Origin of the sequence: Janthinobacterium tructae, assembly GCF_006517255.1 — a bacterium.
GTDB lineage: Bacteria > Pseudomonadota > Gammaproteobacteria > Burkholderiales > Burkholderiaceae_D > Janthinobacterium > Janthinobacterium tructae.
Map to the genome: position 1 here is coordinate 1688899 of NZ_CP041185.1, position 12594 is coordinate 1701492.

Here is a 12594-nt window from a genome sequence, read left to right on the forward strand (position 1 = left end):
CGAATGCCGCAGCAAGGCCCGATATTCCCGCCCGTCATCAGCATTTTTAAGTCCCGTGTTTTTTTTCATACAAAAAACACCGAATATGAGCCGCAATCATGCAATAAAAGAAATATTGCTCTACGGAATAGGCTTAAAAAAACATTTTGCTTATTAAATAGCTATATACTTGAATGATGGACCATCAGAAAATGTGCGAGCCTCGGCAGCACCGGAATGCTACATTTTCGATGCGCCCTGAGTGCATCAGAAATGGCCAGGGCTAGGCGCGGCGCCGAAGACAGTACGCAAGTACGGCGAGGCGCTGCAACAACGCCATTGACATTTCTGATGTGCTCACATCTCGTTCCGAGTCATCCTGGAGAAGCTATACATGCCCGCACCGATCATCCCCCTTGACGCTAACAAGGACGATCACGACGACCTGGTATTCCTCGATGAGCAACCAGCGCCGCCGCTGGCCATCGCACCGCGCAGCGTCTGGCGGGTGATGATCATCGACGACGATGAAGACGTCCACTCCACCACCACTTTCGCCCTGGGCAACCTGGAAATGCAGCACCGCCCGCTCGAATTCGTGCATGCGTATTCGGCCGGCCAGGCACGCGAACTGCTCAAGCATGAAGACGACATCGCTGTCATCCTGCTCGACGTGGTGATGGAACAGGATGACGCGGGCCTGCACCTGGTGCGCTACATCCGCGAAACCCTCAAAATGACGGACGTGCGCATCATCTTGCGCACAGGGCAGCCTGGCTATGCGCCGGAAATCGACGCCATCCGCGACTATGACATCAACGACTACAAGACCAAGTCCGAACTGACGCGCATCAAGCTGTTTACCACCGTGACGGCCGCCATCCGCTCGTACGAACAGATACGCTCGATCAGCAACAGCCGGCGCGGCCTGGACCAGATCGTCCATGCCAGCACGCAGCTGATGGCACTGCACGGCGTGCAAAACTTCTCGGCCGGCGTGCTGGCGCAGATCGCCGACCTGCTGGACATTCGCGCCGATGGCGTGTTGTGCGTGCAAGAGATGCTGGACAATGGCGGCAAGGAGCTGCTCGTGTCGGCCTGCACGGGCAGCTTTTCCAGCCTGCCGCACAGCGCCCTGTGCGGCCTGCAAAACCCCCACGTGATGGCGGCCGTCGAGCACACACTGGCGCAGCGGCGCAATGTCTACGCACACGACTACGCCACCCTGTATTTCGCGGGCAAGGCCGGCCGCGATGCGACCGCCTACCTGGTCCTGCCGCGCCCCCTCTCGGCCATCGATGAAAGCCTGCTGGAAGTGTTTTGCAGCAACGTCGCCGTGGGCCTGGACAATGTCGAACTGGTATCGCACCTGCACAACGCCGCCTTCTACGACCAGTTGTCGAAGCTGCCGAACCGCACGCGCCTGGTGGAAATCCTCGACGCCACCCTGGCCGGGCCTGCGCGCGACGACGCCACCCTGGCGCTGGTCGACCTCGACCACTTTGCCGAGACCAACGACGCGCTGGGGCACCAGTTCGGCGACACCCTGCTGATTGCCGTGGCGGGCCGATTGCAAACCCAGCTCGGTTCCCAGCTGACGGTGGCGCGCCTGGGCGGCGACATCTTTTGCGTGCTGGGCGACTCGTCGCAAGTCAACCCGGCCAAGATCCTGGCCCTGTTCCAGGCGCCGTTCTGCATCGATGGCCAGGATGTGCAGCTGTCGGCCACCCTGGGCCTGGTGCGGCTGGGCGAACATGCGGGCACGGGCGCCGATGCGCTGAAGGATGCCGATATCGCCCTGAAACGGGCAAAAAGCCAGCAGCGCGCCGGGCACTTCTATTTTTCGCGCAGCATGGGCATCGAAATCCGCGAAAGAGTCCGCATGATGCATGCGCTGCGCACGGCCTTCAGCCAGGACCAGCTGTTTGTCGTGTATCAACCGCAGATCGACCTGACCACGCGCCGCCCCGTGGGCGCCGAAGCGCTGCTGCGCTGGCAGACGCCGGACGGCAAGTTCATCTCGCCCGACCGTTTCATCCCGATTGCCGAGTATTCGGGCATCATCATCGACCTCGGTGAATGGGTGCTGCGCACGGCTTGCCGCGAACTGGTGCTGCTGCGCGAACAGGGCCACCGCAACTTCGTCATGTCCGTCAACGTGTCGCAAGTGCAGTTCCGCCACCCGCTGTTCCTGGAAATGCTGCGCGTGGCGCTGGAAGAGACGCAGGCGCCGCCCGAGTTCATCGAGCTGGAAATCACGGAATCGATGGCCATGGAAGAGCCGGACCTGCTGATCAAGATGTTGTGGCAGATCAAGCAGACGGGCGTGAGCATCGCCATCGACGACTTCGGCACGGGTTTTTCGTCGCTGTCGTACCTGCAGCGGCTGCAAGTCGACCGCCTGAAAATCGACCGCGCGTTTGTGACGGAAATTACGGGTTCCGCGCGCGGCAGCAGCATCGCCGAAATGGTCATCCAACTGGGCCGCAACCTGGGCCTGGCCGTGATCGCCGAAGGCGTGGAAGACGAGCGGCAAGCACAAATTTTGCAGGCGCTGGGCTGCCCCATGGCGCAAGGTTTCCTGTTCGCCCGTCCCATGACGGCCACGGCGCTGAGCACCTGGCTGAACAACGAGGCGCTGCAGGGCGCGGCATAGGCGCCAGCTTGCATTGACCATGCAAAACGCCGGCAGTGCCGGCGTTGTTTTTACTGCATTGCGATCGCTTAATCGGTGGTTTCAGCCGGCCAATCGCGGATATACGCTTTCAGCATCTGGTTTTCAAAGCTTTGCGCTTCGAGCACGGCGCGTGCCACGTCGTAGAAGGAGATGACGCCCAGCAAGGTCTTGGCGTTCAAGACGGGCAGGTAGCGCGCGTGCTTTTCCAGCATGATGCGGCGCACTTCGTTCACTTCCGTATCCGGGGTGACGGTGATCGGATGGTCATCCATGTGCTTGCGCACGGTGCCGCCGCCGATCTGGCCCGCGTTTTCATGCAGCGCGTTCAACACTTCGCGGAAGGTCAGCATGCCGACCAGGTCGCCAAATTCCATCACCACCAGCGAACCGATGTCTTTTTCAGCCATGGTATTGGCCGCGTCAAGCAGGGGCTGGTCAGGCGTGACCGTATAGAGGATGTTGCCCTTGACTTGGAGAATTTCAGATACTTTCATATTGGCCGTCCTGTCCGCGTGATTGGTATTTTAGTTATTCTAGCCCTTACTGCGACTGTAGCCTATGCCTGAGGAAAAATCCAGCCTTGCGCGCAATCAAATCAAAGGGGATTGCGCGCCACTTTCCATCATCCCCTGCGGCGGAACCACCCTGCTATCGACAGGCGCTCGCGCGCCGTCGGCAGCACCTCGTGCAGCATCTCGCCCGACAGAAACATGGCCATGCGCCCTGCTTCTGGCGCGATATCCACGCTGGGGCCGCCATCGGGGTACAAACGCAGCGCGCCGCCGTGTTCGGGCAGCCAGTCGTCGTTCAGGTACAGCACGACGGACACGGTGCGTTTGTCATCGTCGCGGAAACGGTCCAGATGGGCCCGGTAAAAGGCGCCCGGCGCATACAGGGCAAAATGGCTTTCGTACTCTTCCAGCCCCAGGAACAGCTCGCGATTGAGGGTCTGACGCAACGCTTCCATATGCTTCAGATAGCTGTCGCAGGCGCTTGAGCGCCCCCCTTCCAGCCATGCGATATGGTCGCCGCGGATGTCCGGCTGCAGCAGCGGTGCATGGCCGCTGCCCACGCCGGCGCCCTTCATCTTGCCGCTTAGCATGGATTGCACGCATTCGGCGGCCAACTGGCGGCTGAGTTCAGGGGGAATGAATTGCTCTTGCAGGAGCCAAGCTGCGCGGCACAGGCCGTCAACGATAGACGCTCCGGGCACGGCAAGGGCGCCGTCGAACGATATTGCGGGCATAAAATCTTTCCTGGTGGACATACATGAGAGTGCGCCTGAAGCCCAGGATGTCGTTCGCTACAGCTGCTTCCCCGCGGTGCGGCGCACGCGCAATGGTCGAACAACCCGAATATCGCTGATCCGGCATGCTACCACCGCCACGCCGAGCCAGTCACTTTTTTTGACTTCAAGTGACAAGCGCCGCCCGCCAGCACGGCGCCATGCGCCCTGCACGCGAGGCCTTTTACTCCGCGCTGAATCAGGTTACGATCTTGCCACTATAAAACTTGGCGGAGACACCATGAGCGGCCCGAAATACCCCGGTTTCGATACTTTATCCCTGCACGCGGGCGCGGCGCCCGACCCGGCCACGGGCGCGCGCGCCACGCCCATCCATTTCACGTCCTCGTTTGCCTTCAAGAGTTCGGAGCATGCGGCCTCGCTGTTCAACATGGAGCGGGCCGGCCACGTGTACTCGCGCATTTCAAATCCCACCAACGCCGTGCTGGAAGAGCGCATCGCCGCGCTCGAAGGCGGCGTGGCCGGCATCGCCACGGCCAGCGGCCAAGCCGCCATGCACCTTGGTTTATGTACCATCGCCGGCGCCGGCTCGCACATCGTTGCCTCGCGCGCCCTGTACGGCGGCTCGCACAACCTGCTGGCCTATACCTTGAAACGCTTCGGTATCGAGACGACGTTTGTCGACCCGCGCGACGTGGATGCCTGGCGCGCCGCCATCCGCCCGAATACGAAAGTGCTGTTCGGCGAAACGCTGGGCAATCCCGGCCTCGACGTGCTGGACATCCCCACGATCGCCGCCCTGGCGCACGAACACCAGCTGCCGCTGATGCTCGACTCGACCTTTACCACGCCCTATTTGCTGCGCCCCTTCGAGCATGGCGCCGACCTGGTATTCCACTCGGCCACCAAGTTTTTATGCGGGCACGGCACGGCCATCGGCGGCTTGCTGGTCGATGGCGGCACCTTCGACTGGCAAGCCGCCTACGACAAGACGGGGCGTTTTGCCGAACTGTGCGAACCGTATGACGGCTTTCACGGCATGGTATTCGCCGAGGAATCGACAGTGGCGCCGTTCGCTCTGCGCGCGCGGCGCGAAGGCTTGCGCGATTTCGGCGCCGTCATGAGCCCGCACAATGCCTTCGCCATCCTGCAAGGCATCGAAACCCTGGGCTTGCGCATGGACCGCCACGTGGCCAACACGCGCAAGATCATCGACTTTTTGCTGGCCAATCCAGCCGTGGATGCCGTGTCCTACCCCGAACTGCCGTCGCACCCCGACTACGCACTGGCAAAGACCCTGCTGCCGAAAGGCGCGGGCGGCGTCTTCACCTTCCGCCTGCGCGGTGACCGCGCGGCGGGCCAGCGCTTTGTCGACAGCCTCAAGATCTTCTCGCACCTGGCCAATGTGGGCGACGCCAAGTCGCTCGTCATCCACCCCGCCTCCACCACGCATTTCCGCGTGCCCGACGAGCAACTGGCGCAGGCCGGCATCACGCAAGGCACCATGCGCCTGTCGGTGGGCCTGGAAGACGCGGACGATTTGATCGAAGACCTGGGCCGCAGCCTGAAACTGTCGCAGAAAGGCGCCTGAGATGCTGTTCACCATCGAAAACACCACGGCCTACTGCTACACGGGCGGCAAACCATACAACCCGAGCCAGCCTACGGCCATCTTCATCCACGGCGCGCAGAACGACCATTCCGTGTGGGCCCTGCAAACGCGCTACTTCGCCCACCACGGCTGGAACGTGCTGGCCGTCGACTTGCCGGGCCACGGGCGCAGCCCGGGTACGGCAAAGGATAATGTCGCAGAGCTGGCGCGCTGGATACTGGCCGTGCTGGACGCCGCTGGTGCGGACAAGGCCATGCTGATCGGCCACAGCATGGGCTCATTGATCGCGCTGGAAGCGGCGTACCTGGCGCCGGATCGCGTCAGCCACCTGGCCATGCTCGGTTCCACCTACCCGATGAAAGTCTCTCCGGCGCTGCTGGAAACGGCGCTCCAGGACGAACAGGCGGCCATCGACATGGTCAATATCTGGTCCCACTCGTCGATCGCGCAAAAGCCGTCGTTTCCCGGCCCGGGCTTCTACGCCATGGGCGGCGCGCGGCGCTTGAAACAGCGCATCGCCGCCCTCAATCCCGCTCACGTGTTTCACACGGATTTTTTCGCCTGCAATGCCTACGCGAACGGCGAAATCGCCGCCGCTTCGGTACACTGCCCCACTTTATTCATTTTCGGCGCGCGCGACATGATGACGCCGCCCAAGTCGACCAGGCTGCTGACAGCGGCCATCGCGCATGGCACCGTGGTGCAGGTCGACAGCGGACATGAATTGATGGCCGAGCAACCGGACGCAGTGCTCGACGCGCTGTTTGCGTTTGCGCAAAGCACCCCGGCATGAAGCCATGCCACGCACACTTTTTCAGGATCAATGAATGATGTTGTTGAATACTCTGCACGATGAATTGACTGGCCAAGGCAGCGGCACGGAAGCGGAGCGGCACGCACGCTATACATGGCTGGAACAGCTGCGCTTCACTAACCCGCTGGCGGACGAAGGCGGCCCCATGGCCGGCATCCCGTACTACCAATGGTGCCGGCTGCCGCAGGCGCTGGTCGTGGCGGGCCAGCACACGGATCTGCTGGTCGGCACCACCAGCGCCCTGTACCTGGTCTTCGAGGGCCGCCACGCGGCAGCCTTCGCGGCCGAACTGGGCCTGCAATACGACGCCAACAACCGCATCGACCGCCCCGGTGGCCTCGACGAGCTGCTCGACGCCTATGAAGAGCAGGACGACGGCAGCTGGACCACCTTGCCGGCTGGCCAGCCAGCGCCACCGCTGGCCGGCTGGGACGACGTGTATTTCCGCGTGCGCGACCTGAGCGACGGCAAGGCCATCCAGAGCGTGACCACCATCGCCTACGAGAGCAGCCGCTTCCCTGGCTACACCCTGCTGGGCACGACCATGGTGGGCGCGGGCGCCATCGCCCACGACGACGAGACGGCGCAATATCTGCAACAAATCTTCGCCGACTGGGCCATCCAGCGTGATTGCGCCGCCACCTGCCCGCCTTCGTCCGCGCCCTGGCCCTGCGCGCCGCGCCAGACGCCGCCCGAGACGTTCGGCACTGCGTTCGACTTTGGCCGCAACCTGACTTACCTCGATACGCTGCTCACTGCCTACGGACGCGCGCAGGCGCAGGCGCAAGTCGATGGCGGCGATGACGCCTACTGGGCGTGCGCGGCCGCCAGCACGGCGTACCAGGTCTTCTCGCTGCGCTACACGGCAGGCTTGCCCATGCCTGACGTGGAAACGGCGCTGGAAGCGGCCATCGCCGCCTGCGAAACGGCGCGCGCGGCCCTGGCCGCAGCCTACGATGACGATGCCTTGCCCGCCTTTGATTTCGAACAGTTGACGGATTACGCACGCACGCTGCAGTTGCTGGGCGCGGCCCTGCTGTTCGGCCGCCACGACCTGGCTGCCCGCCTGGCCGCCCTGCAAACGGCCTTCGATGGCGAAGACGGCGTGGTTGAGGCACTGCTGGCGACCATCGATCCGCAGCGTCCCGCCGTCGACGAATGGTATTTCGCCGAGCCCTACTCGGCCCTGTTCGAGTGCCTGGATACGGACGATCGCGCGCAGCAGCGGGAACACCTGCGGCACTACCTGGCCAGCTGGCATGGGGCATTGGTGCACGAAGACTGGTTCAACGGTCATTTGCGCGCACACGGCCTGGGCGGCTACTACGGCCTGTGGGCCTTCGAGGCGGCCGCCGTGGCCAAACACCTGGGCCTGGAGCGCAGCGCGCTGGCGCACTGGGTCATGCCGCCAGCACCCTGAATCCCCCGTTCACTTTCAGATAAATATCAATGATCAATACCGCAGCCCTGTTCAGCACCGCCTTCCTGCCCGGCCACGCCGGCTTCGACACCGAGGCCATCACGGGCCTGGCCGAATGGCGGCTGGACGCACCTGCGCTGTTCAAGCTGCTCATCGGCGCCGGCACGCAAGCCGTCGCCTGGCCCATCTACGGCGATGGCGAAGACTGCGCCTGCGTGCTGGCTGCGCCAATGCTCCAGGCGCGGGCCAGCTGGCAAGCCTTGTCCGTGCTGATGGACAAGCCGCGCGACGACGCCGCCATCGTCGCGCACAGCGCCATCAGCACCCTGCTGGCGGGCGGCCAGCCATGGCTGATCCTCGATTGCGTGCAACTGATCCCGCACGATATCGGCACGCCGCAATACGCGGCCGCGCTCGACGCCCTGCGCGCCGAGGCGCAAGCCTTGCACTCTGCCCTGCTGCGCGGCGAGCGCGATGTCCTGGCGCCCCTGCTGGCCGCCGGCGCCGCATCGCCGGCGACCGGCTACTGGTCCGCCACGGCTGATGCGCAGCTGGCCGATGTCGAGGAACTGGGCGCGGACGAACTGCCTTTCCTGCAAGGCCTGGAAGTGGCGGGATGGGAGGAAGACGCGCTGTGCTATGCAGTGAGCGCCGCCGGCGAACCGGCCGTCACCGGTCTGGTCACGCCTTATGGCCGCTGGATCGTGCCGCTGTCGCGGCGCTATGTCGACCTGGGCGTTTACTACGCGGACGATGGCTGGATCACCTTTGCCACGGCGGACGCCCCCGATGCGCACGGCGTGCTGGACCTCAACGGTACGGTGGTGCTGCCGCCCGCACCCGGCGCCCTGTATGTGATCAACCCCCATCTGGTGCAGCAGATCGATGCAGACGGCGCCAGCCGTTTGCTGCGCCTGCCCGATGGCGCACTGCTGATGGACAGCGTGGACCACATCGGCCAGCGCGACGACGGCTATATCGACATCGAGCGCCAGGCGCACGATGACGAGCGCAATGTCTGCGGCGTGCTCGACGCCACCGGCAAGGTGGTGCTACCGACTGCCTACAGCTCCGTGCAGGATTTCGGCACGAAGAAAAAAATCGCCATCGTCAGCCAGCGCATAGCCGGGCGCTTCCTGTTTGGCCTGGTCAATAGCCAGGGCGAGCTGCTGGCGCCCTGCCAGTACGAAGCCATCGATAGCGCCACCACCTCGTCGTCGCCCAAGCTGCGCAAGAACCTGATCTTCGCCATCGACGCGCAGGGCCTGGCCTGCATGCTGACGCTCGATGGCAAGCAGGCGTTTACGCCCCTGTATCCGCCCGCCCACCATTTGCGCGGCGTGGCCGTGCAAAGCGACTTTTTATATGTGGTCAAGGACGGCATGGCCTGGAGCATGGATTTCACGGGCCGGTTGCTGGAGCAGTTCGACACCGTGGACAACTTCAAGGCGGCCATCACGGCCCAGTTGAGCGAGGCCATGGGGCTGAGCAAGAAAAACCCCGAGAAAAAGCCCGCTAAGCGCCGCAGCTTTACGCCGTCGCAGATCCTGGCCAAGGCCGACCGCGAGCAGTTGCGTACCATGGCCGCCCTCCTCTTGCAAGGCGATGCGGAACTGGCCGCGCACTGCGTGGACATCACCCTGGAAGAACTGGCGCAGGACGACCCGGAAGAGGAATACGAAGGCGATACGCCCGAGGCGGCATGCTTCTTCCTGCTCTGGTCCACGGCCGCCCACACGCTGGGCCACGGCACCACGCTGGACTGGAAAGCCGTCGATGAAGTGCCGCGCATCGCCCAGCATATCGGCCTGCCCGCGCTGCGCGATTTTTCGTGGGCGCAGCGCGAAGATGGCGACGCCATGGCCGAAGGCCTGGCCGCCATCGCCGCCCATTTGGCGCAGCATCAGCTGCGCCTGGTCAACCTGCACGGTGGCGAGGATACGTATTATCTGGGCGTGGTGCGCGCGGCCGATGCGGCAGCGTTCAGCAAGGTGGCGCTGCAGGCGGCCTTGCGGCCCGTGCTGCTGTGATTTTTCCAATACAAGGAATCCATGCACGCGAAAAAATTCATCGATGATGTCGTCGCATCCAATGCGTCGCTGCTGGCCTTGTATGCGCAGGGACGCGAGGGACAGACCCGGCTTGGCGCCCAGCTCGACGGGCTGGCACTGGCCCAGGGCCAGCGCGAGCAAGTCCTGGCCTTGATCAAGCTGGCGATCGATGACGCCACGTACCAGCTGGTGTGCGGCATCGAGGGCAGCGCCTCGCTGGGCGACGGCCAGCAGGATTACACGCTGGTCGACGAAGACGGCAATACGCTGACGGGCGCGCTCGATGTGCTGCTGTACGACAGGCTGAACACCTGATCGAGCGTCAGGCGCAGCGCACTTCGCCGAAATGCTGCGCCAGGGTCAGGCCCAGTCCCTGCTCCACGGCGTTTTCCACCTGCGCCGCGAGCGCGGCTGCATCGATGGCCGCCTGGATATCGCGCTCATTGGTGGAACCGGCCGGATAGCCGGAGTTCACGCGCATGCCGCCGAAGACGAACAGCCGGTAGACGTCGGCCAGGCTGATGCGGTTGACATTGCCCAGCAAGACCCAGTGGTCGGAACTGTCGGCCACGCGCTTGCCCCACTGTACGCGCACGGCGCCATCCACGTTGACTCGTCCCACCCAGCCCTGCTGCACCATCTTGTCAAGCAGGGTTTCCATCTCTTCGAAGCCCAGGCGCGTGCTGCGGCGAATTTCCGCCGCCCCCACCAGGGCCGAATCGGCACAGTGACAGGCCTGGTGCAACACCTTCAGGATGGCGACGGCGTCGACGAATTCGCTGCCGGGCGCCGCCTCGTACCACCAGCGCTCGTATTTCACGACGGGCAAGGCGGCCACCAGCAAGGCACCCACCAGGGTGATCATCCAGCTCAGGTAAATCCACACGAGGAACAGGGGCAAGGCGGCCAGCGCGCCATAGATGCGCGAATACGTGGGGAATTCCTGGATGAATTCACCGAAGCCCCGCTTGGCCACCTCGAACGCCAGCGCCGCCAGCAAGCCGCCCCAGGCCGCGTCACGCCAGTCCACGTCGCGGTTCGGCACGGCGATGTAGAGCAAGGTAAACGCCAGCATGGTCAGGCCGATCGACACCAGCGTGTAAAACACGGCGCCGATGAAAGGCACGGCGCCCACCACGCCGCTGGTGGCCATGAAGAGGCGCGAGGTCACCGTCAGCGAGACGCCCACCAGCAGCGGCCCCAGGGTGACGATGGCCCAGTAGACGAGCAGGCGCTTGGTCCAGCGGCGTTCCTGGCGCACGCGCCAGATGCGGTTGAAGACGCGTTCGATCAAGCCCATCATGCCCACCGAGGTGACGATCAGGGCGCCCGCGCCAATGGCCGACAGGCGCGTGGCTTTCGAGGCAAACGTGGTCAAGTAATCGAGGATGGTGTTCGATATCCCCTTGGGCATCACGCTTTGCACGAAATAGTCTTCCAGCGCGTGGCGGAAGGTATTAAACAGGGGGAAAGTGGTGAAGATGGCCAGGGCCAGGGTCAGCAGCGGCACCAGCGCAAACACGGTGGCGAAGGTCAGGCTGCCGGCCACCTGCGGCAGGCTTTCCTCGCGCACGCGGCGGCGCGCGAACTGCAGCAGGTCGCGCGTTTCGGACCACGTCAGGCCGCGCACGACGGCCAGTCCCATGCTCAGGGCGCGCCACAGGTATTGAAAGATGGGGAGTATATATTTTGAAAACATGTGCAAAATCAGAACGGCGCCATGACAGCAGTCGTATCAGGCTGTAAAGCGCCCTATAATACCAATGATGAAGCCAACCAATCTGATTATTCTCGTATTGTTTTATTCACGCCATGGCGCCACGCGCCAGCTGGCCGAGCTGATAGCCCAGGGAGTGGAAAGCGTGCCTGGCTGCGACGCGCGCCTGCGCACCGTGCCCGCCGTCTCCACGGTGACGGAAGCAACGGCGCCGGAAGTCCCGCCTGACGGCGCTCCGTATGTGGAACTGGAAGACTTGCAGGAATGCGCAGGCCTGGCCCTGGGGTCGCCCACGCGCTTCGGCAACATGGCCGCCGCCATGAAGTACTTCTGGGATGGCACGGCCAGCGACTGGCTGGCTGGCAGCCTGTCCGGCAAGCCCGCCTGCGTGTTCACGTCCACGGGCAGCCTGCACGGCGGCCAGGAATCGACCCTGCTGTCGATGATGATCCCCCTTTTCCACCACGGCATGCTGGTCATGGGCCTGCCCTATACGCATGCTGAACTGATGACGACGTCCACAGGCGGCTCGCCGTATGGCGCCACGCACTGGTCAGGCATCGCTGGCGACAAGGCGCTCAGCGACGATGAAAAACGCCTGGCCGTCGCCCTGGGCCGGCGCCTTGCGGAAAACGCCGCGAAACTGGCAGGTGCATGATGCACGGCACACTGCACAAGTATTTTCACTGGGGCGCCATCGCCAGTCTCGTCACCCTGATCGTCTGGTGCCTGCTGTGGGAAACCGTCGTCGCGCCGCTGCAGCCGGGCGGCTCCTGGGTCGTGCTGAAGGCGGCGCCCCTGTTCATTCCCCTGTACGGCGTCATCAAGCGCGACGTCTACACCCTGCAATGGTCATCGATGGTGATCCTGCTGTATTTTACAGAGGGCGTGGTGCGCGGCTACAGCGACACGAATCCCGTCTCCGCCATGATGGCCTGGGGCGAGGCGGCCATCGTCTGCATCTACTTCTTCTGCGCCGTGCTGTATCTGCGCCCGTATAAAAAGGCTGCCAAGCGCATGGCCAGGGAACTGCTGGAAAAAGTGAATAAAGTGAGCATCAAGAAATGATCGAACAGAC

General features: G+C 63.6%; 11 protein-coding genes. 8 read left to right on the plus strand and 3 right to left on the minus strand.

Translation table 11 applies throughout. From position 1 onward, the window contains the following. Positions 1-373 precede the first annotated feature (373 nt). The gene (locus FJQ89_RS07495) at positions 374-2635 is read left to right on the plus strand and encodes a putative bifunctional diguanylate cyclase/phosphodiesterase (protein ID WP_141169702.1); all 2262 of its coding nucleotides are present in this window, start codon (positions 374-376) and stop codon (positions 2633-2635) included. Between the two features lie 68 nt (positions 2636-2703). Here the strand turns inward: FJQ89_RS07495 and FJQ89_RS07500 are convergent, their stop codons facing one another. Beyond that, positions 2704-3150 (minus strand): CBS domain-containing protein, encoded by a 447-nt coding sequence (locus FJQ89_RS07500; protein WP_141169703.1) that lies wholly within the window; start codon positions 3148-3150, stop codon positions 2704-2706. A gap of 128 nt (positions 3151-3278) precedes the next feature. Next, positions 3279-3902: a 2OG-Fe(II) oxygenase gene (locus FJQ89_RS07505; RefSeq protein ID WP_141169704.1), complete on the minus strand. Its 624-nt coding sequence runs from the start codon at positions 3900-3902 to the stop codon at positions 3279-3281. 280 nt (positions 3903-4182) lie between these two features. Here FJQ89_RS07505 and FJQ89_RS07510 point away from each other — a divergent pair, with 280 nt between their 5' ends. From FJQ89_RS07510 to FJQ89_RS07530, 5 genes are read left to right on the plus strand one after another with little or no spacing between them, the layout of a single operon-like run. Further along, positions 4183-5493 (plus strand): O-acetylhomoserine aminocarboxypropyltransferase, encoded by a 1311-nt coding sequence (locus FJQ89_RS07510; protein ID WP_141169705.1) that lies wholly within the window; start codon positions 4183-4185, stop codon positions 5491-5493. A gap of 1 nt (position 5494) precedes the next feature. Then, complete coding sequence (locus FJQ89_RS07515; RefSeq protein ID WP_141169706.1) at positions 5495-6307, plus strand: alpha/beta fold hydrolase; 813 nt, start codon at positions 5495-5497, stop codon at positions 6305-6307. A 34-nt stretch (positions 6308-6341) separates the two neighbouring features. After that, a complete protein-coding gene (locus FJQ89_RS07520) occupies positions 6342-7748 on the plus strand; it encodes a PoNe immunity protein domain-containing protein (protein ID WP_141169707.1) in 1407 nt (468 codons plus the stop codon). 29 nt (positions 7749-7777) lie between these two features. Next, positions 7778-9778 carry a DUF6630 family protein gene (locus FJQ89_RS07525; RefSeq protein WP_141169708.1) on the plus strand — a complete coding sequence of 667 codons (2001 nt, stop codon included), beginning with the start codon at positions 7778-7780 and terminating at the stop codon, positions 9776-9778. Between the two features lie 21 nt (positions 9779-9799). Next, positions 9800-10114, plus strand: a complete 315-nt coding sequence (locus FJQ89_RS07530) for a hypothetical protein (protein WP_141169709.1) — start codon at positions 9800-9802, stop codon at positions 10112-10114. A gap of 7 nt (positions 10115-10121) precedes the next feature. Here FJQ89_RS07530 and FJQ89_RS07535 read toward each other — a convergent pair whose 3' ends face one another. Beyond that, positions 10122-11498 carry a YihY family inner membrane protein gene (locus FJQ89_RS07535; RefSeq protein ID WP_243136462.1) on the minus strand — a complete coding sequence of 459 codons (1377 nt, stop codon included), beginning with the start codon at positions 11496-11498 and terminating at the stop codon, positions 10122-10124. A gap of 67 nt (positions 11499-11565) precedes the next feature. Here FJQ89_RS07535 and wrbA point away from each other — a divergent pair, with 67 nt between their 5' ends. Both wrbA and FJQ89_RS07545 read left to right on the plus strand, forming a co-directional pair. Next, positions 11566-12174: an NAD(P)H:quinone oxidoreductase gene (gene wrbA / locus FJQ89_RS07540; RefSeq protein ID WP_141172680.1), complete on the plus strand. Its 609-nt coding sequence runs from the start codon at positions 11566-11568 to the stop codon at positions 12172-12174. Continuing rightward, positions 12171-12584: a DUF2069 domain-containing protein gene (locus FJQ89_RS07545; RefSeq protein WP_423245191.1), complete on the plus strand. Its 414-nt coding sequence runs from the start codon at positions 12171-12173 to the stop codon at positions 12582-12584. Before wrbA ends, FJQ89_RS07545 begins: the two co-directional genes overlap by 4 nt. Positions 12585-12594: the final 10 nt, after the last annotated feature.